Origin of the sequence: Leifsonia sp. NPDC014704 (assembly GCF_043083605.1) — a bacterium.
In the GTDB taxonomy this organism is placed as follows: Bacteria; Actinomycetota; Actinomycetes; order Actinomycetales; family Microbacteriaceae; genus Leifsonia.
This window is the reverse complement of record NZ_JBIBYW010000004.1, coordinates 22,079-41,192: the sequence shown is the minus strand read 5'-3', so window position 1 is coordinate 41,192 and position 19,114 is coordinate 22,079. Positions and strand designations below refer to the sequence as shown.

General features: G+C 64.8%; 24 protein-coding genes. 7 read left to right on the top strand and 17 right to left on the bottom strand.

The features are described from left to right. Positions 1-506 precede the first annotated feature (506 nt). From ACF1AJ_RS19975 to ACF1AJ_RS19960, 4 genes are all read right to left on the bottom strand, one after another. Positions 507-1,676, bottom strand: a complete 1,170-nt coding sequence (locus ACF1AJ_RS19975) for an ATP-binding protein (RefSeq protein WP_085370070.1) — start codon at positions 1,674-1,676, stop codon at positions 507-509. 331 nt (positions 1,677-2,007) lie between these two features. After that, the gene (locus ACF1AJ_RS19970; protein WP_121264539.1) at positions 2,008-2,316 is read right to left on the bottom strand and encodes a thioredoxin family protein; all 309 of its coding nucleotides are present in this window, start codon (positions 2,314-2,316) and stop codon (positions 2,008-2,010) included. A 42-nt stretch (positions 2,317-2,358) separates the two neighbouring features. Then, on the bottom strand, positions 2,359-3,009 hold the full coding sequence (locus ACF1AJ_RS19965) for a cation transporter (RefSeq protein WP_121264541.1): 651 nt from the start codon (positions 3,007-3,009) through the stop codon (positions 2,359-2,361). After that, entirely contained in the window at positions 3,006-3,362 is a 357-nt protein-coding gene (locus tag ACF1AJ_RS19960; protein WP_121264543.1) for a metalloregulator ArsR/SmtB family transcription factor, read from the bottom strand. Before ACF1AJ_RS19960 ends, ACF1AJ_RS19965 begins: the two co-directional genes overlap by 4 nt. A gap of 166 nt (positions 3,363-3,528) precedes the next feature. Here ACF1AJ_RS19960 and ACF1AJ_RS19955 point away from each other — a divergent pair, with 166 nt between their 5' ends. Continuing rightward, positions 3,529-4,044 (top strand): hypothetical protein, encoded by a 516-nt coding sequence (locus ACF1AJ_RS19955; protein WP_220700281.1) that lies wholly within the window; start codon positions 3,529-3,531, stop codon positions 4,042-4,044. Here the strand turns inward: ACF1AJ_RS19955 and trxB are convergent. The 5 genes from trxB to ACF1AJ_RS19930 form a co-directional block, all read right to left on the bottom strand. Continuing rightward, positions 4,041-5,015: a thioredoxin-disulfide reductase gene (trxB, locus tag ACF1AJ_RS19950; RefSeq protein WP_121264545.1), complete on the bottom strand. Its 975-nt coding sequence runs from the start codon at positions 5,013-5,015 to the stop codon at positions 4,041-4,043. The genes ACF1AJ_RS19955 and trxB overlap by 4 nt on opposite strands. Further along, positions 5,012-5,674: an arsenate reductase ArsC gene (locus ACF1AJ_RS19945; RefSeq protein ID WP_121264548.1), complete on the bottom strand. Its 663-nt coding sequence runs from the start codon at positions 5,672-5,674 to the stop codon at positions 5,012-5,014. The genes trxB and ACF1AJ_RS19945 overlap by 4 nt, the downstream gene beginning before the upstream one ends. Before the next feature lie 3 nt (positions 5,675-5,677). Then, entirely contained in the window at positions 5,678-6,088 is a 411-nt protein-coding gene (locus ACF1AJ_RS19940; protein WP_121264551.1) for an arsenate reductase ArsC, read from the bottom strand. 93 nt (positions 6,089-6,181) lie between these two features. Continuing rightward, entirely contained in the window at positions 6,182-7,072 is an 891-nt protein-coding gene (locus tag ACF1AJ_RS19935; protein ID WP_121264554.1) for a metalloregulator ArsR/SmtB family transcription factor, read from the bottom strand. 35 nt (positions 7,073-7,107) lie between these two features. After that, entirely contained in the window at positions 7,108-8,427 is a 1,320-nt protein-coding gene (locus tag ACF1AJ_RS19930) for an NAD(P)-binding domain-containing protein (protein WP_121264557.1), read from the bottom strand. An 86-nt stretch (positions 8,428-8,513) separates the two neighbouring features. Between ACF1AJ_RS19930 and ACF1AJ_RS19925 the strand changes: the two genes are divergently transcribed. The 4 genes from ACF1AJ_RS19925 to ACF1AJ_RS19910 are packed head-to-tail and all read left to right on the top strand — an operon-like array spanning position 8,514 to position 11,271. Then, positions 8,514-8,864, top strand: a complete 351-nt coding sequence (locus tag ACF1AJ_RS19925) for a metalloregulator ArsR/SmtB family transcription factor (protein ID WP_121264618.1) — start codon at positions 8,514-8,516, stop codon at positions 8,862-8,864. Then, positions 8,861-9,565: an MIP/aquaporin family protein gene (locus tag ACF1AJ_RS19920; RefSeq protein WP_121264561.1), complete on the top strand. Its 705-nt coding sequence runs from the start codon at positions 8,861-8,863 to the stop codon at positions 9,563-9,565. Before ACF1AJ_RS19925 ends, ACF1AJ_RS19920 begins: the two co-directional genes overlap by 4 nt. Then, a complete protein-coding gene (locus tag ACF1AJ_RS19915) occupies positions 9,565-10,755 on the top strand; it encodes an MFS transporter (protein WP_121264564.1) in 1,191 nt (396 codons plus the stop codon). The genes ACF1AJ_RS19920 and ACF1AJ_RS19915 overlap by 1 nt, the downstream gene beginning before the upstream one ends. A 12-nt stretch (positions 10,756-10,767) precedes the next feature. Further along, positions 10,768-11,271 (top strand): GNAT family N-acetyltransferase, encoded by a 504-nt coding sequence (locus ACF1AJ_RS19910; RefSeq protein ID WP_121264567.1) that lies wholly within the window; start codon positions 10,768-10,770, stop codon positions 11,269-11,271. A 170-nt stretch (positions 11,272-11,441) separates the two neighbouring features. On the opposite strand, the gene ACF1AJ_RS19905 is transcribed toward ACF1AJ_RS19910, so the two are convergent. Then, on the bottom strand, positions 11,442-11,618 hold the full coding sequence (locus ACF1AJ_RS19905) for a hypothetical protein (protein WP_391508832.1): 177 nt from the start codon (positions 11,616-11,618) through the stop codon (positions 11,442-11,444). Between the two features lie 672 nt (positions 11,619-12,290). Between ACF1AJ_RS19905 and ACF1AJ_RS19900 the strand changes: the two genes are divergently transcribed. Then, positions 12,291-12,650 carry a metalloregulator ArsR/SmtB family transcription factor gene (locus ACF1AJ_RS19900; protein WP_121264573.1) on the top strand — a complete coding sequence of 120 codons (360 nt, stop codon included), beginning with the start codon at positions 12,291-12,293 and terminating at the stop codon, positions 12,648-12,650. After that, positions 12,647-14,551, top strand: a complete 1,905-nt coding sequence (locus tag ACF1AJ_RS19895; RefSeq protein WP_391508831.1) for a heavy metal translocating P-type ATPase — start codon at positions 12,647-12,649, stop codon at positions 14,549-14,551. The genes ACF1AJ_RS19900 and ACF1AJ_RS19895 overlap by 4 nt, the downstream gene beginning before the upstream one ends. Positions 14,552-14,942: 391 nt before the next feature. Here the strand turns inward: ACF1AJ_RS19895 and ACF1AJ_RS19890 are convergent, their stop codons facing one another. The 7 genes from ACF1AJ_RS19890 to ACF1AJ_RS19860 form a co-directional block, all read right to left on the bottom strand. Continuing rightward, a complete protein-coding gene (locus ACF1AJ_RS19890) occupies positions 14,943-15,674 on the bottom strand; it encodes a ZIP family metal transporter (protein ID WP_121264579.1) in 732 nt (243 codons plus the stop codon). A 95-nt stretch (positions 15,675-15,769) separates the two neighbouring features. Next, positions 15,770-16,513 (bottom strand): cytochrome c biogenesis protein CcdA, encoded by a 744-nt coding sequence (locus ACF1AJ_RS19885; protein WP_121264582.1) that lies wholly within the window; start codon positions 16,511-16,513, stop codon positions 15,770-15,772. A 54-nt stretch (positions 16,514-16,567) separates the two neighbouring features. Continuing rightward, the gene (lspA, locus tag ACF1AJ_RS19880) at positions 16,568-17,140 is read right to left on the bottom strand and encodes a signal peptidase II (RefSeq protein ID WP_147440239.1); all 573 of its coding nucleotides are present in this window, start codon (positions 17,138-17,140) and stop codon (positions 16,568-16,570) included. 3 nt (positions 17,141-17,143) lie between these two features. Beyond that, positions 17,144-17,407 carry a hypothetical protein gene (locus tag ACF1AJ_RS19875; RefSeq protein WP_147440240.1) on the bottom strand — a complete coding sequence of 88 codons (264 nt, stop codon included), beginning with the start codon at positions 17,405-17,407 and terminating at the stop codon, positions 17,144-17,146. 178 nt (positions 17,408-17,585) lie between these two features. Next, the gene (locus tag ACF1AJ_RS19870) at positions 17,586-17,954 is read right to left on the bottom strand and encodes a histidine kinase dimerization/phospho-acceptor domain-containing protein (RefSeq protein ID WP_147440241.1); all 369 of its coding nucleotides are present in this window, start codon (positions 17,952-17,954) and stop codon (positions 17,586-17,588) included. A 155-nt stretch (positions 17,955-18,109) separates the two neighbouring features. Continuing rightward, positions 18,110-18,493, bottom strand: coding sequence for a DoxX family protein (locus ACF1AJ_RS19865; RefSeq protein ID WP_121264592.1), 384 nt, complete (start codon positions 18,491-18,493; stop codon positions 18,110-18,112). After that, positions 18,490-19,104 carry a TlpA family protein disulfide reductase gene (locus ACF1AJ_RS19860; protein WP_391508830.1) on the bottom strand — a complete coding sequence of 205 codons (615 nt, stop codon included), beginning with the start codon at positions 19,102-19,104 and terminating at the stop codon, positions 18,490-18,492. The genes ACF1AJ_RS19865 and ACF1AJ_RS19860 overlap by 4 nt, the downstream gene beginning before the upstream one ends. Positions 19,105-19,114: the final 10 nt, after the last annotated feature.

Below are 19,114 nucleotides of genomic sequence, written 5' to 3'. Positions count from 1 at the left end.
ATCTTCCATTTGCTGATCTCGCGACGCGGTTGCGCGACATCCTCGGTGTGCGCCTCGTGGCGTATATCGGTGGGGTGAAGTCCGCCCGCCCGCTCGGTGACCGCCTGGGCCGATGCCTTGGGTGAGCCCTGGGAAGCCGATCGTGATCGGCTGCGGCACCCCTACCATGCGGCTGCGCTGTTGCGTGAGCGGTACGACGCGACCACCGTGCAGTCCTGGTTTAAGGGAATGAACCCCTCGCTGGGTGATCAGGCGCCGGCGCGACCGCTTCGCGAACGTGAGCCGCTGGCTGTTGCTGGCGATGTTTATCGCTGCTGCGAAGTCATTCGCATACGTCGGATGAGCGTGCCGGATCTTGAAATCACGGGCCACCCCCGGGCTGGTGTGGCGGGTTGGGTTCGAGCCAGACATGTGGGCGTGGACGCTGTGGTATACGCCACGGACTCCGGCCTTTTCGACGGGCGCTAGGATGACCTGCTCGGCCAATTCCGCACCCTCTACGCGCCCTAGGCTTTCTGTTGGCGCAGGACGAATGCAGCCATACCCGGCACTGTGAACGCGACCACGCCGTGCTCGGGAGCGTATACAAGGCCCTTGTTGATCAGGTTCGCGCGGACAGGGCCGAGACTGGCTCCAGAACGGCCCAGTCGCGCTGCGACTTCTCCCGACTGGCTGCCTTCGTCTCCGTCCTCAGCCATCGCCCGGAGATAGTCTTGCTCGCCGCGAGTAGCACGATCCCAGCGCACGCGGAAGAACCCGGTATCGAGCTGCAAATTGCCTCGGGCGACGCCCAGGAGCGCGTCCTGAGCGGAGATAACAGGTCCGGATGCCGCATTCCATGAGTCCTGGCCGAACTGCTGAAGGAAATACGGATATCGGCCAGACGCTTCAATCACAACATCGATAGCATCGTCATCCCATCGGGCGTGCTCGGAAGCCGCCGGAATCGTCAAAGCCTCCGCGGCTGAACCCTCAGTGAGCTCGCGCACGTTTACGTACCGAAATCGTTCGGCGTATGAGCGCGCCTCGGCCAGAATCCGCGGAAGGCTAGGAAGCCCTGCGAATGCGAAAGCAACAGGCCAATCGTCCTGAGCGGCCGCGTGCGCTATCACGCAGAGTGTGGTGAGTTCCTGCTGGTCGAGGTCCTGAGCCTCGTCAATCAGGATCGCCAGACCAACATTCTCTTCCTGAGCTGCGCCGGCAAGGTCAGAAATTAGCTTGCGTAGGTCCGTCTCGAGAACGCCCGTGTTGGCACCACCACCGCTGACCTCCGTGAGATCCAACCCGAACGTCCAAACTCCGTTCGTGTCATACGAAGCCTTGAAGCTGATTGCCGTCTTGAGCGCTTTTAGGAGTCGTCGACCGGCGCTCGGACGGGCAAGGTCCGCCAGCGGCGCGTAGAGCGCTTCGCCGATGAGTTCACGCACGCCTTTGTCTCCGCCTCCCTCAACCTGCGCGACGATCCATTCGCGTCGGCTCGCGTTGCGTCGGAGTTCTGAGAGCAGCACGGTCTTTCCAACGCCCCGAAGTCCATACAGAACTGTGGGCTGGATGGAACGGCCGCCTTCAGCGCGCTGTAGGTCGTTGTGCCAGTCCTGCAAAGTATCGTCGCGACCGACAAGCGCTGCAGGCTTACGTCCTGCGCCGGGTTGGTAGGGATTTCGAACTGGATCCATGACTCCAAGCCTAGCGAAGTATGTTGAAGTATAGGAAAGGCCTATACTTTGCTAGACATACCTACATTCACCTTCCGATAATGTACGTTATGTCAGATTGCGCGTCTCCTGCACGTTGGCTGCGCGGTTTTCGCGCTCCCGTACCCCTGCTTCCATACGTCCTCTTGATGCCCTGACCAGCGGGGCTGGGTCTGGCTACGTCTTATCTCGACGCCATCGCAGTGCGACCCAGAGTCCGCAGCGTCGACAGATGTATGCGGCGCCACCGTCGAGCATGTGCACGTTGCGTCGTAATCGCTCGCGGCCACAGCAGGAACAGACCACCGTCTCCTCAGCGCTCATGGTGGCCGATCGCCTGGCTCAGCTGTTCGACGGTGGGTAGGCCGGCAACGCCGTCCGGGGTGAAGTAGATCCGGCAGGCGAGATCCGGGGTGCCTCCGTCGCTGGGGAAGAGATCTTCGCCGTCAGCAGTGATGGTCGGCGATCCAGCAAACGGAACTCGGGCAGCCTCTTCGGGCGTGCTGAGCAGTCGGAACTCGACTGTCGCGGTCTTCCCGAGTTGGGCGAGCGCCTCCTTGACCCGGTCGCCCGCCGCTTCCCAGTTCGGACATTCATCGATGTGGAGAACCTCGATCTGCATACACATCTTCTCTTTCTGCCCCTGCCGGGCAACGCGACGTGTCTACTCTTCACCCATGTCTGAGAGGACGTCGAAGGGCGATTCGATATCGCCCCGCCATGCTTCGATCCCTTCCCGGATCGCCAGAACCGCCACAACCAGTGCCGCCACCGAATCGGCCCACCACCAGCTGAACAGGCTGTTGAGGACCAGACCGATGAACACAGTCCCAGAAAGGTAAATGCACAGGATGAGCTGCTTCGCGTCGGCCTGCACGCTCTTGGAGTCGAGCTCTCGTCCGGTGCGAACCTCGAACCAGGCAAGCACCGGCATAATGATCAGGCTCAGCGCGGTCAGCGCGATGCCAACGGGGCTGTGATCAACCTCCTGAACGCCCGTCAAGCTCAGTACTGAATCGATCAGGACGTACGCAGCGAGAGCGAAGAACGCGATCCCGATCGCCCGCACGGTCGCCTTCTCCCACCGCTCGGGGTCTTTCCTTGTGAACTGCCAGGTGATCGCGAGGGCCGAAAGGACCTCGATCACCGAGTCCAGCCCGAACCCGATCAAGGCGGCCGACCCGGCCACGGTGCCAGCCCACACGGCGACGATGGCCTCGATGACGTTGTAGCTGATCGTGAAGGCGACGATGAACCGCACCCGACGATGCAGACGTTCCCGCCGTTCCTGACTGAGGGTGCCGGCCGCGGTCATCGAACCGCTCCCCCACAGCAGCCGGGGACGGTGCAGGTCTCGTCCATGCATAGGGCGTTTTCGTCCACCGCCAGCGTTACATCCACCAAAGCGGTCAATGCTTTCGCCAGGTGCGGGTCTGCGAGTTCGTATCGGGTTTGACGGCCTTCGGGCTCGGCCACAATGATGCCGCAGTCGCGGAGGCAGGTGAGGTGATTCGACACGTTCGAGCGGGTCAGTTCCAGTTGCCGGGCGAGGAGGGCGGGGTAGTTTGGGCCATCCAGCAACGTCATCAGGATCCGCGATCGTGTCGGATCTGCCATTGCACGGCCTAGCCGGTTCATTACGTCGAGTCGGGAAGCAATAGTCAGCATCCGATGACTATACAGTGGGCACTGACCTAATGCATGTGTGGAGGAGCTTGCCTATGTTGCGCAGGTCCAAACCTTGAAAGACCTGCGCTGTCCGCAACAGTGACCTGCAGGGCCGGCTGGCTGCCTGGCCGCGTATCGTTGCGATTAGAGCTGAGGCGAGGGCAGCATGGTCGAGTTTGAACCGTTCTTAGGTTTAGATGTTGCCTCGACGACTGCGGTCTTCTTGACCTTCCTGAGTGTGCATGTGGCGGCGGCGCTGGTCGCGATCGTTACTGGGATTGTTGCGATGCTCGCCCATAAGGGTCCAGGACGGCATCCCCGTGTTGGGCGCTGGTATCTCGGGGCACTTCTGGTGGTCTTTGCTACTGCCTGCGTTCTCGCCGGGTTCCGCTGGCCGGCCGATCTGCCGCTCGTCCTTGCTGGCGGCATCAGCGTGGTGGGAGGGCTCTATGGGTTCATCTTCCGCCGCCTTCACCGGCCAGGCGATGTCCCGCACATTCTGGCGATGGGTGTCTCGTACATCGCCATGCTGACCGCCTTCTACGTAGACAACGGTCCGCATTTGCCGGTCTGGCAGCTGCTACCAGTCTGGACGTTCTGGGTGCTTCCCAGTGTGGTCGGCGTGCCCCTGATGGTTCGCGCGGTTCTCAGACGAAAGCGGCTGACGACCGCCGCCACCTAGGCAGACACCGCGACGGAAGTACCCGCCCCGGTGTGCGTTCCTAGGCCTTGTGCCGCCAGATAGTGCTCGGCGTCCAGGGCGGCGGAGCAGCCGGTGCCGGCGGCAGTGATGGCTTGCCGGTAGCGGCGGTCCACGAGGTCGCCGCAGGCGAACACGCCGGGCAGGTTGGTCTCGGTGGTGGGGTGCTGGACCTTCACGTAGCCGTCCGGGTCGAGATCAACCTGTCCCGCTACGAGAGCGCTGCGCGGGTCATGGCCGATAGCGATGAACAGCCCGGTCGCGTCGAGGACGCCGTCCTCGCCGGTGATGGTGTCGCGGAGGCTGAGCCGGCTGAGCTTGTCCTCTCCGTGGGCTTCGACGATCTGAGTGTTCCACCGCATCGTGATCTTCGGGTTCGCGAGTGCGCGGTCCTGCATGATCTTGGAGGCCCGAAGCTGGTCGCGGCGGTGGATGAGGGTGACCGAGTCCGCGAACCGGGTCAGGAACATCGCCTCTTCAACGGCGGAGTCTCCGCCGCCAGCGACGGCGATGTTCTGGTTGCGGAAGAACGCCCCGTCGCACACAGCGCACCAAGACACTCCGTAGCCGGAAAGTCGCTCTTCGCCGTCGACGCCGAGTTTGCGGTAGGCGGAGCCCATTGCGAGGACGACCGCGTGTGCCTGGTAGACGGTGCCACTGCCGGTGGTGATGGTCTTGACGTCACCGGTGAGGTCGAGGGCGGTGGCGTCGTCGTAGACGAGGCGGGCCCCGAACTTCTCGGCCTGCTGGCGCAGCTTGTCCATCAGGTCAGGGCCCTGGATGCCGTCGACGAAGCCGGGGAAGTTCTCGACCTCGGTGGTGTTGACCAGGGCGCCGCCGATCTCGACGGAGCTGGTCAGCACGATCGGTGCGAGACCCGCGCGGGCGAGGTAGTTGGCGGCGGTGTATCCGGCGGGGCCGGAGCCGATGACGACGACGTTCTCGATGCTCATGCGGGGGCTGCTTCCAGGCTGGTCAGGAGCGCGCGGACGTGCTCGGTGATGGTGTCGCGGATCTGCCGTACCTGGTCGATGGGCAGGTCGGCGGGGTCGGTGAGTTCCCAGTCCTGGTAGCGCTTGCCCGGGTAGATCGGGCAGGCGTCGCCGCAGCCCATCGTCACCACGACGTCGGCGGCTTGCACCACGTCGTCGGTGAGGGGCTTGGGGAACTCGCGGCTGAGGTCCAACCCGATCTCGCTCATGGCCTCGACCACGGCGGGGTTCAGTTGGTCCGCGGGGGCGGAGCCGGCGGATCGGACGTGGACGCGGCCGCCGGAGAGGTGTTCGGTGAGCACGGCGGCCATCTGGGAGCGGCCGGCGTTCTGCTCGCACACGAACAGCACCTCCGGCACGCCGACGTTGAGCGCTCCCTTGGCCTGGGCGAGCGCGGTGAGGCGTTCGGTGGCGAAGTGGATGGTGCGGGTGGCCAGGTGCGCTTTCACGCTGGCGGTACGCAGGAGTGCCGTGTAGGACTCGAGCACGTAGCGCTCCACCGTCTCGCGGTTGAAGATGCCGGTGAACTTCTCGGTTAGCTCATCTGCCAGACGCCGCAGGTACTCCTCCGGGTAGCTGAGCCCGGGGAGGCCGCGGCGATCGTCCACGTCGAGGGTCATGGTTCAGACCTTGGCGGGAAGGATCTCAGCGAGCAGGTTCTGCACTCGCTGCTTGATCTCGTCGCGGATCGGGCGAACTTCGTCGACGGGACGGCCGGCCGGGTCGGTGAGCTCCCAGTCCTCGTAGCGCTTGCCGGGGAAGATCGGGCAGGTGTCGCCGCAGCCCATCGTGATCACCACATCCGATTCCTTCACGGCGTCGGTGGTGAGGATCTTCGGGACTTCGTTGGCGATGTCGATGCCCTCTTCGGCCATGACTTGGATGGCGATGGGGTTGATCTGGTCCTTCGGCTCGGAGCCGGCGGAGAGCACGTCGACCGCTCCCCCGGACAGCTCCTTCATGAAGCCGGCGGCCATCTGGGAACGGCCGGCGTTGTGGACGCAGACGAACAGGACGGTGGGTTTCTCGGACATGGTGTTCCTCGCTTTCGTGGGTCTACGAAAAGCATAGACGCGCATCTATGGTTAAGGGAACGGGTAGGCGGGAAAGTTCAGCCTGCGTTCACATCAGAGCGTGTCGAGGAGGTCCCGAACACGGGCTTCGATGTCGTCGCGGATCTCGCGCACGCGGGCGAGCGGGAGGCCGGCCGGGTCATCGAGTTCCCAGTCGAGGTAGCGACGGCCCGGGTAGATGGGGCAGGCATCACCGCAGCCCATCGTGATCACCACATCCGCAGCACGCACCACCTCATCGGTCAGCGGCTTCGGATACTCCCCCGCCAGAGAGACACCGATCTCGTCCAGCGCCGTGACAACCGTGGGCCGCACCGCATCCGCCGGCTCTGAGCCGGCAGTGCGCACCCGCACACGATCGCCCGCCAGATGCTTAAGGATCGCAGCCGCGATTTGCGACCGACCGGCGTTCTGCACACAGACGAACAAGACTTCCGGCGTCCGCGTGGAGACGCCTTGCTCGCGCGCGAGCGCGTCAAGCCGGTCGGCCGCGAACCGGGACGTCAGCGAGGTCAGCTGCCTGGTGATGTGCGCATCGTTCGCGAGCAGCTGGTGGCTCTCCCGGACGTAGCGGTCAACTGTCTCGGGCGCGAAGACGCCGGCGAAGCGGGCGCTGAGGTCGCTGCTGATCCGGTCCAGCACGTCGTCAGCCTGCGCGGGCGCGGGCTCTCCGATGAGTTCGGAGACGCGGTCGATTTTGTCGGGCTCGATCGAGTACCAGACCTGTCGACCCTCCGGCGACCGCCGCACCAGACCGTCCTCGTGCAGCACTTTCAAGTGATGCGACACGGTTGGCTGGCGCAGCCCCAGAGCGTCTGCCAACCGGGTGACCGATGCACGGCCGTCGGCGCTGTCCAGGATGAGGGACAAGATGCGGGCGCGCGTGGGATCGCTGATTCGCTTCAGGCTCCGCAGCGTCTCGCCGCCCGATGGCACAGCACCCATAGACGCGAGTCTATGCGGCGCCGTGTCCGGTTCGGCTAAGAGCAGCACGATCCGCCGGCAGCCGCCGGACCGCTCGAGCAGACGCCAGTAGCCGGTAGCACCAGCTCGACGTTGGTTGCAGCGGCGACATCGCCCGCGATCCAGGCGGTGATCGAGCGCACCTGCTCATAGCCGGTGGCGAGCAGGAAGGTCGGGGCACGGCCGTAGGACTTCATGCCCGCAAGGAAGAAGTTCGGCTCCGGCTGCTGCAGCTCGGCGAACCCGTGCGGGGCGACCGTTCCGCAGCTGTGCAGGTTCGGGTCGATCAGCGGCGCCAGACGCTTGGGCGCCTCCACGATCTCGTCCACTTCCAGCCGGACCTCGCGCAGCATGTCCAGGTTCGGGCGGAAACCGGTCGCATTCACCACGACGTCGGTCTCGTGCTCGACCAGCTCACCGGCGCGGTGGCCGATCAGACGCACGCCGTCGCCGGCAGGCGCGAGGCGGACGATCTCGAATCGGTCGAGTTGCTCGACAATGCCAGCGGCGAGCAGCCGCTCGACTCGAGAGCCGATCGCGGCGCGGGCGGCCAGCTCATCGTCCTCGGACGTCGTAACGCGCACGGCGCTGGCGTTACGGATCAGCCACGTGATCCGCGTCCCGGGTTCCTCGCGGGCCAGTGCGGCGAGGTTCAAAAGCGTGTTCGCGGCGGAGTGCCCGGCTCCCACGACGGTGGTGTGCTTGCCGGCGAACCGGGCGCGCTCACGCCCCAGCACGTCCGGCAGCGCGTGCGTCACCCGGTCAGCGACCTCGCACAAGCCGAGCGGTTCGAGACCCGTGGAGGCCAGGCTGTTAGGGCTCAGATAGGTGCCCGAGGCATCGATCACCGCGCGAGCGGTGACTTCCTCGACCACACCTGACGCATCCCTCAGGCGAAGCAGGAACGGGGTATCGGCACGGTTGGCCGTGCGTGTGCGGTCCATGCCCTCCCGGCTCACCGCCGAGACCGTCACCCCAGTACGAATACGCGAGGCAATCGCCGGCAACTGGGACAGCGGGCGCAGGTAGCTCTCGATCAGGTCAGCGCCGGTCGGCAGCACCTTCGGATCAGGAGCCGTCCATCCGGTTGCCTCGAGCAGTCGGCGCGAGGCCGGGTCGATGGCGTGACGCCACGGGGAGAAGAACCGGATGTGCGCCCATTGGTCGACGCTGCCAGCGACGTTCTCGCCGGCTTCGTAGATGACGAAGTCGATCCCGCGCTCCACAAGATTCGCAGCGGCGGCCAGGCCGATCGGTCCGGCGCCGATGATCGCCACCGGCAGGTTGTCGAGACGGCTGCTGCGCACCACGGGGGCGGTCAGGTCGATGAGAGTCATGCTTCCTCCGGTACATCGAAGTTTGTCGATACGCAGAGCTTGATGCATCTATCGAAGTTTGTCAATATTCAGTTAGAGTGACGTTCATGACGAACGTCGAACTGCTGCCCATCAGCGTGGCAGGCTCCTGCTGCACTCCCCTGACCAAGGAGACGCTGAGCCTGCAAGACGCCGAGTCGATGGCCGTCGCCTTCAAGGCACTGTCCGACCCGACCCGGCTGCGGCTCATCTCGATCGTCGCGGCGTCCGAGGGCGAGGAAGCCTGCGTCTGCGACCTCACCGACCCGATCGGCCTCAGCCAGCCCACCGTGTCGCACCATCTGAAGATCCTGATGGACGCCGGCTACCTCACCCGGTCCAAGCGGGGCACGTGGGCGTACTACAAGCTGGTTCCCGGAGCGCTCGACCGCGTGTCGCAGCTGCTGACCACCGCGTGAGCGCCCTCCGTCGCGTCGCCGGCGAGTTCGTCGGCAGCGCCATGCTCACCGCACTGGTCGTCGGCTCCGGTATCGCTGCCCAGCAGCTCTCCCCCACGGACACCGGTCTGCAGCTGCTGGAGAACGCGATCGCCACAGCGTTTGGCCTCACCGTCCTGATCCTCGTTTTCGCTACCGTCAGCGGCGCACACTTCAACCCGATCGTCTCCGCAGTGGATGCCGCTCTGGGCTACCGGCGCTGGGATGACGTCGCCCGGTACGTCCCCGCACAAGTCGTCGGCTGCATCGCTGGGGCGATCCTCGCCAACCTGATGTTCGCGAAGGCCGCCGTCCAATGGAGCACCACCGACCGCCTCACCCCGGCCCACTTCCTGGCCGAGATTGTCGCCACAGCGGGCCTGGTGCTGGTGATCTTCGCTCTGGCCCGGACGGGACGCGCGCAGCTGGCCGCGCCCGCGGTCGGCGCCTACATCGGTGCCGCCTACTTCTTCACCAGCTCGGCTAGCTTTGCAAATCCAGCGATCACGGTGGGACGCATGTTCACAGACACCTTCGCCGGCATCGCACCGAGCTCATCGCTCGGCTACATCGCGGCCCAGCTCCTCGGCGGGGTCGTCGGGCTCGTCGCGGTCAAGGCGTTCTTCCCTGCCATCCGGGTCGCCAGCGCGGAAGGTCGGCTCACCGTCTCCCAGGACGCCTGATGACAAGTTCCGGCCCTCAGACCGATGCTGCCAGCATCGTGCGATCGGGTTGGAGCCTCGCGGCGCTCTCGATCGGACAAGTCGTCAGCTGGGGCATCCTCTACTACGCCCCCATCGTGGCCGCACCTGTCATCGCGCACGACACCGGGTGGAGCCTGCCGGCGGTGACCGGCGCTATTTCGGCGGGGCTCGTCATCTCTGCCGTATCCGGAATCGTCGTCGGTCGACTGATCGATGGGTCGAATCCGCGACTGGTCATGTCGCTTGGCGCCGTCGTGGGAACCGGCGGCCTCGTCGCTGCAGCGTTCGCACCGGGTCTGCTGTGGTTCTTTACCGCGTGGCTGGTCGTCGGAGTTGCCCAGTCGGCGGTGCTATATCAAGCTGCGTTCGCCGTCATCACTCGGCGTTACAGCGATACACGGCAACGCGCACTCACCGTCCTGACCCTCGCCGGCGGACTGGCCTCGACCGTGTTCGCCCCGATCACCGCGGCTCTGCTGGCAGTCTGGAACTGGCAGACGACGTTGCTGATCCTCGCGGGGGTGCTGCTGGTCGTCACACTGCCGTTGCACTGGTTCACCGTCGAACGCTCCTGGCCGCTGCAGCCCATCAATGAGAAGGCCGCGGAGCGCACCGTCTCCACTGTGATCCGCACCCGCCGATTCTGGTTTCTGGTAGTCGCGATGGGGCTGCTCACCGCCAGCCTCTACACCGTCACGCTCTCCCTGATCCCCCTCCTCACCGAAAAAGGAATCAGCTATGGGGCGGCCGCCATCACGCTCGGACTCGTCGGGGCCGGGCAAGTCATCGGCCGACTCCTGTTCTTCGTCACGCCACACGGTCACAGCCCGTGGGTTCCGATCGCAGTCATCGCCGCCAGCTCGGCGCTCCTCCTGGCCGCACTCGCGCTCGTTCCCGGTCCGCTGTGGTTGCTGATTGTCGTGGCGATCGCCACCGGTGCAGTACGTGGCGCACATACCCTCGTTCAGGCATCCGCGGTGGCAGACCGGTGGGGCACCCGCAATTACGGCTCGATCAACGGCGTATTTGCAGCGCCCATCACCATCCTGACGGCCCTCTCACCTGCACTGGGGCCCACCATCGCCGCCGGCCTCGGCTCGTATTCGATGATGGTGTTGGCAACGGCCGGCGTCGCACTCATCCCGCTCCTCATCGCCCGCGCAACCTAGGACCTGGACACCATGACCCTGATCACGATCCGGCCCCTTGCTCACGCTGATTGGCCAGCAGTCGAGACCATCTACCGTGAAGGCATCGCCACCGGCAACGCCACGTTCGAGGCCCAGCCTCCGAGCTGGGAGAACTTCGACGCCAGCAAGCTCGCCGTCGCTCGCCTCGTCGCCGTCGACAACAGCCCCACCGTTCTGGGGTGGGCTGCCGTCTCTCCCACATCCGCACGGCCGGTCTATCGCGGCGTCGTCGAGCACTCCGTCTATGTCGCTGGTGCGGCGCAGGGAAAAGGCGTAGGCCGCGCACTCCTCGCCTCGCTCATCGACGCGTGCGACGCTGCTGATATCTGGACAATCCAGTCGAGCATCTTTCCGGAGAACGCTGCAAGTCTCGCTCTCCATGACCGGGCGGGGTTTCGGCGCATCGGCACCCGGGAACGCATCGCCCTTATGCCCTATGGACCTTGGGCCGGCAAGTGGAGAGACACAGTGCTGATCGAACGTCGTCGCTCCTGATCAAAGTCGCTCTGCGAGGTTCGGACGATTCGAACCCTGCCCCACGCGCAGTCGTCGGGCGCGCCGCTATACCGGTGAAACAGCAAGCTGACAGGGATGCGATACACCCCGTTATCCAGTCAGGTACCGTGTGTTCCGTCAGATGCGAGTAGGCCGGGTGTTGGGCGGTACTAGTGGATGACCGCCTTAAGCACGATCATGACGACACCGAACGCTGCGGTCCCCAAGCAGCCGAAAATGCGGATCGGCCAGCTGCTGCGTCGCAAAGCGAACGCTGAGTAGCCGAGCACTCCGAGGATGACCACCCCGAGCCAGAGCGCAGCCCAGAGGGCGGCCTGGTCGGGCACGATACGAAGCGCCCCTAAGAGCAGTACGATCAACGGCGGCACGGCAGAAATGAGGAACCCGACCGAGCGGCGCAGTGACTGCCGCAACGCGGTTCCCAGTGTCGTTTTGTCCCCCTCGGCGACCCCGTGACCCGCAACGGTGCCGGCGTAGACGTGAGCCCCCAAAAGATCACGACGGTTGCGGCGACAGTTGAGAACGTAGTCCAGGCGCTTGCCTGTTGGGTTCCCGAGGCGACGACGAGACCGCTGACGAGGACGGTGCCATAGACCGATTCCTCAGTGATGATTTCGGTACGCGAACCCATGATGCTCACCCTACGACCGTCTCAGCGCCCTGCCTGGGGGTTTCGGATCGGGAATGCGCAACAGCCGAGAGGACTAGAGCAGTCTGATGACTGCGGCGAGGATATGAATCAGTAGCTAGATCTGACGAGCAATCGGCCGCGAATCATCAATGTTTAACATGCGGAGCAGCTGCTGGAGGGTGATCGGTATCCGGGACGACCGAAGCCGGGAGCGGCCACTCCGATCGATAGCGAGCCCGAGCTCTCGAAGCTCACTGGCCAAACCCAACGATGGTGACCACGACAACGGTAGCCGCGAAAATCGAGTCGACCCCCATTGCGGCCTCCCGCTTCGAAAATAGGTCATCATTCACTGTATAGTCATCGCATGCTGACTATTGCCTCGCGCCTCGACGTGATGAACCGGTTGGGCCGGGCCATGGCGGATCCGACGCGATCCCGGATTCTGATGTCTCTGCTCAATGGCCCGAGCTACCCGGCCGTGCTTTCGCGCGAGCTGGGGCTGACCCGTTCCAATGTCTCGAACCATTTGAGCTGCTTGCGCGATTGCGGGATCGTAGTCGCCGAACCCGAAGGCAGGCAGACCCGGTACGAGATCGCAGACCCGCATTTGGCTGCGGCGCTCACGACCCTTGTGGATGTGACGCTGGCGGTGGACGAGAACGCACCGTGCATGGACGTTTTGTGTACGGTGTCGGGTTGCTGCGGAACTGGGGAGAGCGCGTGAGCGCCGTGTCGGGGTCTCAGGTGGATGCGGTCGACATCGACGATGACGAGGACCAAGGCCGGGCGTGGTGGAAGGATCGCGAGATCCTGGCCCCGGTCTTCTCCGGTATCGCATTCATCGCCGGGCTGATCTGCGAGTGGTCCGGCGCGGAACTCACAGCTCTGGTGTTGTTCTGGGCAGGCCTACTGCTCGGCGCGTCGACATTCACCCCTGGGGCGATCCGGAAGCTGTTCAAGGGCAAGCTCGGCATTGGTCTGCTGATGACGATCAGCGCGGTCGGCGCAGTGATCCTCGGTTACGTCGAGGAAGCGGCTGCGCTAGCGTTCCTGTACTCGATCGCCGAAGCACTCGAAGACAAGGCGATGGACCGCGCCCGCGGCGGCCTGCGCGCACTGTTGAAGCTCGTCCCGGAGACGGCGACGGTGCGACGCGACGGGGCCTCGGTCGAGATCGCGGCGAAGGACCTCACCGTCGGCCAGATTATGCTTGTCCGCCCCGGGGAGCGGATCGCGACCGACGGGATCGTCCGCTCGGGCCGTTCCAGCCTGGACACCTCCGCGATCACCGGCGAGTCGATCCCGGTCGAGGTCGAACCCGGAGACGCGGTCTCCGCCGGTGCGATCAACACCGCCGGGGCGCTCGAAGTTCAGGTCTCTGCGGCGGGGACAGACAACTCGCTGACCACGATCGTGGAGCTGGTCGAGCAGGCCCAGGCCGAGAAGGGCGACCGCGCGCGTCTCGCGGACCGGATCGCCCGCCCCCTGGTCCCCGGCGTGCTGATCCTCGCGGCCCTGGTCGCGCTGATCGGCTCCCTGCTCGGTCACCCGGAGCTATGGATCACCCGGGCTCTGGTCGTGCTCGTCGCCGCGTCGCCGTGTGCCCTGGCGATCTCAGTACCGCTCACGGTCGTCGCCGCGATCGGCGCGGCCAGCAAATTTGGCGTGATCATCAAATCCGGCGCAGCCTTCGAACGTTTCGGGACGATCCGGTACGTCGCCGTCGACAAGACCGGCACCCTCACCCGCAACCAGCCGGCCGTTACGGCGGTCCTCACGGCCGACGGCGTCACCGAACGCCAGGCGTTGGAGTGGGCGGCTGCGCTGGAGCAGCACAGCACCCATCCGCTCGCCGCTGCGATCACCGCAGCCGCCCCCGGTGTCCCTGCGGCCCTCGATGTGACCGAGCAGGCCGGGCACGGCATCGAAGGCACCGTCGACGGCGCACGGATCACCGTTGGCAGCCCCCGCTGGATCAACGCCGAGAGCCTCGGGAGCCAGGTCACGAGCCTAGAGGAGCAGGGTATGACCGTCGTGATCGTGCACTGTGACGGGACATCGGTCGCCGCGATCGGCGTCCGAGACGAGCTGCGCCCCGAGATACCGGAGGTCGTGCGCACCCTCGCGGCCCAGGGTGCCGGCGTGACCATGCTGACCGGCGACAACGCCCGCACCGCGCGCGCTCTCGCCGCGCAAGCCGGTATCGGCGACGTGCGCGCAGAGCTCCGCCCCGAGGACAAGGCCGCGGCGATCGGCGAGCTGTCCCAGGCAGGATCGGTCGCGATGATCGGCGACGGCATCAACGACGCCCCCGCTCTCGCCGCCGCCGATATCGGCATCGCGATGGGAGCGACCGGCTCCGACGCCGCGATCGAGTCAGCCGATGTCGCCTTCACCGGGCATGATCTGCGGCTCATCCCGCGCGCGTTCGACCACGCCCGCCGCGGACGCCGCATCATCAACCAAAACATCATCCTGTCCTTGCTGATCATCACCGCCCTGCTCCCGCTGGCGCTGTTCGGCGTCCTCGGGCTCGCCGCCGTCGTCCTGGTCCACGAGATGGCGGAGGTCATCGTGATCCTCAACGGCCTCCGTGCGGCGCGCACCCGGAAGGCAACCTCGTGACCGCTGGGCATCGGGCAGCGCACCGTGGAAGCTGTGTACGCGCTCGATGAGTTGTCTCCCGTCCGGAGGAGCAGGACGCGTCCGCATGCCTTTGGCATCGCCGTTGCCGTCGCTAGGCTGTGCCCTGATCTTCGACCAGGGGCACACGGGTACTCGTGACGGCCCAGCTGCAGCCCGGCGGCCGCGTCTCGCTGATCGGGGGCTTGCTGTCTCTGTCGTTTGTCAACAACCCCGGAGCCGCGTTCTCCATCGGCTCTGGACTATCTGGATGTTCACGATCGTCGGCGTCCTCGCCGCCGCCCGACGTCGGTCGGCAGCCTTCCCGTGGGTCACGGACCCGCGAACCGACAGGTGAACTAACAGGCGACCATTGTGCCCAGCGCTAGGAAGGTTAAATGGCGGCGAGAATGTAGATCGTCAGGAAGCCGAGGAAGAACATTGCGGCCAGTCCGACCGTCTCAGCCTGCTCGTGCGCTTCGGTGAGGAGCTCCTCGACGACAAGGTAGAGGAGCGCTGAGGCTCCGAACGCGAGGACGAACGCTAGGACTGCCCGGGTTGCCCCGCCTAGGATCGCAGCCCCTCCAATCGCACCGACCGCAGTTGTCAGTCCGAGGCCGGCCGTTATCACGACGGCCCGTATCTTGCTGAGGCCGGTTTGGGTGAGCGCAATCGTGACCGAGAGGCCGATAAAGAGGATTTCAATCGTGAGCGCGATGGTGAGGATGAGTCCTTGCCTAGCACCGAGGCTGGACCCCAGCCCGACCAGCAGTCCGTCCAGAAGCAGATCGATTCCGATCACGATCAGGAACGCCACCGGCAGAGTGGGTCCGGCGGATTGCTTGCGTTCGATTGTGCGGCTAAGGGATCCGAGGGCGAGCATAACCGCTGTTCCGACCACAAACCCGGCGATCGCCCACGGTAGGTTTCCCTCGGTCCGCAGGTCTGGCAACACTTCACCAGCTAGCGCTGAAAGAACGACACCGGCGGCGAAATGCTGGATGGCGCTAGTCAGCTTAGGACCGGGCGGCCGCACGACTGCAACGATCGAACCAACGATCGCGGCAGCGACCGGGATCGCCACTAACATGGCCGCTTGTCCGACCGCACCCACAGTGTTGACCATTGAACCTCCCCCCATTCCTACTGACCGGCTGCGGGCTTCAACCATGACAGAACCCACGGTCTTTGACACGCAGCACCGTGCCGAAATTCGTCAGGTTAGACCGGCAGCTGAACGCCCCCGATGAGGAACTGCAACTGGTAGATGATGGCCGTCCACATTCCGGTGACCATCAGCCCCCCAATGCCGATCATTGCCACACCGCCGGCCACGTTGATCGCGCGAACGTGTCGACGCAGAAACCCGACCCCGGTTGAGATCCACCCCAAACCGAGCGCCACCAATACGAAGGGAATCCCGAGCCCGAGCGCGTAGAACCCGGTCAGGACGGCCCCCCGCAGCGCCGACTCGCTGGACAAACTGAGCGAGAGCACTGCAGCGAGAGTTGGACCCATACAGGGAGTCCAACCCAAACCAAACACGACACCGAGGACCGGTGCCCCGCCAAGACCGGTGAGGGGACGAATCGGAAGTTTCCACGTTTGTTGGAAGCGACGGAACACGCCGGTGAAAATGAAGCCCATCAGGATGACCACGACACCCAGGACCCGGATGAGGAGATCCTGCCATCGGGTCAGCCAGGCCCCCAACGCGCCGAACAGGGCACCATAGGCGACGAACACGGCCGCGAATCCCAGCACGAAGAGGCTGACGCCGAGCACGGTGCGTCGGCTCCGATGGGTGCGGTCGGCGGTGGAGACGCCACCAACGTAGGCGAGGTACCCGGGAACAAGGGGCAGCACGCACGGTGATGCAAAGGAGATCAACCCGGCGAGCACGGCGACCGGAATGGCCAGAAGTAACTGACCGCTGAAAACAATCTCGGGGAAAATCACGCCCATCGGTGGGTGACTGTCTGACGGGTGTGCCGCGCCCAGCAGGTGAAGGTGGCGCTCTTATCCATGGGTCGCGATGGCGCGGTCGGCAGGCCGCTCGAGAAGAGTGGTCAGGATCCAGACGCCGATCCCGCCGACTGCAAGTACGTCGGCGAGATTGAACACCGCGAACCAGTCGACGGCGATGAAATCCACAACATGGCCGGAGAGCAAGCCGTTCTGGGCGCGGAAGATCCGGTCGATCATGTTACCCCAGCCGCCAGCCGCTACCACAGAAAGCAGAATCACTCCGAGCAGCCGGTCGTGGCGGCGGATCTTCCAGGTGACCCATCCGGTGAGTGCGACCAGGAGGACGAAGATTCCCGCGGCGAGCAGGGGTCCGGACGAGGCGCCCAAGCTGAACGCAACCCCGGGATTCAACGCTAAACGCAAGGAAAGGGTCGGCAGGAACAGCGGCACGGTTGCGCCGTAGGCCAGGGTGTCCAGCGCCCACAATTTCGACGCCTGATCGATCGAGATGGCCGCTATGAACACGATCATCGCCCATCGTGCCATCCGCCACCGGCTCGTCATCGGCGGCGAATCGTGCTTGGGCAGAGGGATCGAGGATTGCATGCTGGTCTGTGTGTTCACGGGTCAGCACACCTTCGTCAGTGTGGTGATCTCGGCGGTGAGCTGCTTCTGCAACTTCGCGATTGCGGCAGTATCCGCAGAGCCTGTAGCCGCGGACTCGACCAGCGGAATGAGTTTGTCCAGCGTGCTTACGGCGGCCTGCACGTCGCCTAGCTGGGCACCTTCGGTGACCTGGGTACTGATGCCCTGCAACACAGTCCGCGCTGCTTTCAGCTTCGCCACAGCTTGTGCCGGGTCGACGCCGCTGGTGCCCACCGCGTCCTGCACGTCGGTAGTGACCTGGTCGATGACTGGGGTGATAAGCGAGCAAGCAGCCGTGGCCGCCTGTTGCCTGACAACGTTGCCGACCGAGCACCCAGAGAGGGCGATCCCAGCGGCGAGGGACAAGGCGAGGGCTGACGTCAGACGGTGGTGTCGTGGTCTCAAAGTCATGTGAGTTTCTCCATCAGGGTTTGAAGTGAGTGCGGGGCGGTCGGGGGTCGCTATCACGGAGGACTTCGTCCACCGCTTCAATCAGAAGGTCAGTGTCGTGCCGGAGTTCTGCCACTACCGCGCCCATCCCGTCGGCACGCTCGAGCAGTTGGAGCCGCGTGTTGAGCCCGGTCAGTGGAGTACGCAACTGGTGTCTTGCGCGGCGGATGAACGCACGTTCATCCGCCCGGGTCTGGCGCGCCAGACGAATCAGCAACCGGGCGGTAATAAAACCCAATACCGCGGAAAGGTACAGCGCGATCGTTCCTGCTAGGAGGGCAGGAACGAGTACGGCAGTTGTGGCGACAAAGACCTTAGTGAAACTGTCGGACTGTGTTAGCACTACGAGCAAGCTCGCGCAGGTCGTTGCCGCAAGGACCCCGATACACCCCAGGGTGATTTGAGTGGCGACGACCGTGGCCGCAACCCAGCTGGGCGAGGACTGCGGTTTGTGGTCGCGGTGAGGACGGTTGGCCGCACGAGCAAACACCGGGCGACTCATCGGGGTGCCACGCCCGCCCGGAGGATGACGATCAATACGGATACCGCCGCGAGCAGCAGTGTTCCGATGGCCACCCACGCTCGTTGCCTCCGCCATCGAAACGTCAGATCCAGGATTGTCGCCGCTGCCAGGCAGCCGGCGGCGATGGGCACCAGCGCCTCCCCGGTCTCGAACAGCACCGGGAAGATCAGCGCGATCGCACCGACCAATTCCGCACCGCCGAGCAGGCGTGCAGGCAACGGGGTTCGTTCGCCATCCCGCAGTCGTTCGTTTGGGGCGAACAGTCTGCTGAGGCCGAGGTAGCCGTAGCAGACCGCCAGTACGAACTGGGCGCCCCACAGTGTGAATTGGGTGAGCTCGGCCCAGACGGTCCCGTTCATCGCGATCGACCCGTAACCTGTTGTTCCAGCTCGCTGATGGTGGGCCCAGCTTGTGCCGCCTCGATCAGGGCTTCTAACGTGGTCTGGCTCTCGATCCTGCCCAGGATTCGGGCGGCCACTCGACCTTGGGGGTCGAGTACGAGGGTGGTGGGGACCGAACGGGGCGAGAAATTGCCAGCAAAGTCGAGCATTACTCCCCCATCTGTGTCCATGAGTGACGGGTAGGTGACGCCGTATTTCGTGTTGAACGAGTTGATCGTCGCCGCTGTGTCGTAGAGGTTCACGCCCAGGAAGGAGACACCTTTTCCGAAGTAGGTCTGACGGACTGCTTCGAGGTCGCGGGCTTCGGCGCGACACGGCGGGCAGCCGGCGTACCAGAAGTTGAGGACGAGCACTTGCCCTCGGTACGTGTCGGCGCGGATTGCCTCACCAGTGGTCGTCTTCTCCGCCACGAAGGTGGCAGGTTTTCCGCGCGCGGTGGGCGGCCATTCGGTGATGGTGCCGTTGCCGGAAATGTAGCCGGCACCGGACTTTGCCGCTTCATCGGTTCCGCTTCCTACGGCACACCCGGCCAGGAGCGACACCATCACGCCGAGCGCCAGGCCAGCCACGACTGTACTG

Bases quoted from the DNA above. Each gene is read 5' to 3' on its own strand.
- ACF1AJ_RS19975 (WP_085370070.1), bottom strand. From the start codon at position 1,676: ATGGATCCAGTTCGAAATCCCTACCAACCCGGCGCAGGACGTAAGCCT.
- ACF1AJ_RS19970 (WP_121264539.1), bottom strand. From the start codon at position 2,316: ATGCAGATCGAGGTTCTCCACATCGATGAATGTCCGAACTGGGAAGCG.
- ACF1AJ_RS19965 (WP_121264541.1), bottom strand. From the start codon at position 3,009: ATGACCGCGGCCGGCACCCTCAGTCAGGAACGGCGGGAACGTCTGCAT.
- ACF1AJ_RS19960 (WP_121264543.1), bottom strand. From the start codon at position 3,362: ATGCTGACTATTGCTTCCCGACTCGACGTAATGAACCGGCTAGGCCGT.
- ACF1AJ_RS19955 (WP_220700281.1), top strand. From the start codon at position 3,529: ATGGTCGAGTTTGAACCGTTCTTAGGTTTAGATGTTGCCTCGACGACT.
- trxB (WP_121264545.1), bottom strand. From the start codon at position 5,015: ATGAGCATCGAGAACGTCGTCGTCATCGGCTCCGGCCCCGCCGGATAC.
- ACF1AJ_RS19945 (WP_121264548.1), bottom strand. From the start codon at position 5,674: ATGACCCTCGACGTGGACGATCGCCGCGGCCTCCCCGGGCTCAGCTAC.
- ACF1AJ_RS19940 (WP_121264551.1), bottom strand. From the start codon at position 6,088: ATGTCCGAGAAACCCACCGTCCTGTTCGTCTGCGTCCACAACGCCGGC.
- ACF1AJ_RS19935 (WP_121264554.1), bottom strand. From the start codon at position 7,072: ATGGGTGCTGTGCCATCGGGCGGCGAGACGCTGCGGAGCCTGAAGCGA.
- ACF1AJ_RS19930 (WP_121264557.1), bottom strand. From the start codon at position 8,427: ATGACTCTCATCGACCTGACCGCCCCCGTGGTGCGCAGCAGCCGTCTC.
- ACF1AJ_RS19925 (WP_121264618.1), top strand. From the start codon at position 8,514: ATGACGAACGTCGAACTGCTGCCCATCAGCGTGGCAGGCTCCTGCTGC.
- ACF1AJ_RS19915 (WP_121264564.1), top strand. From the start codon at position 9,565: ATGACAAGTTCCGGCCCTCAGACCGATGCTGCCAGCATCGTGCGATCG.
- ACF1AJ_RS19910 (WP_121264567.1), top strand. From the start codon at position 10,768: ATGACCCTGATCACGATCCGGCCCCTTGCTCACGCTGATTGGCCAGCA.
- ACF1AJ_RS19900 (WP_121264573.1), top strand. From the start codon at position 12,291: ATGCTGACTATTGCCTCGCGCCTCGACGTGATGAACCGGTTGGGCCGG.
- ACF1AJ_RS19890 (WP_121264579.1), bottom strand. From the start codon at position 15,674: ATGGTCAACACTGTGGGTGCGGTCGGACAAGCGGCCATGTTAGTGGCG.
- ACF1AJ_RS19885 (WP_121264582.1), bottom strand. From the start codon at position 16,513: ATGGGCGTGATTTTCCCCGAGATTGTTTTCAGCGGTCAGTTACTTCTG.
- ACF1AJ_RS19865 (WP_121264592.1), bottom strand. From the start codon at position 18,493: ATGAACGGGACCGTCTGGGCCGAGCTCACCCAATTCACACTGTGGGGC.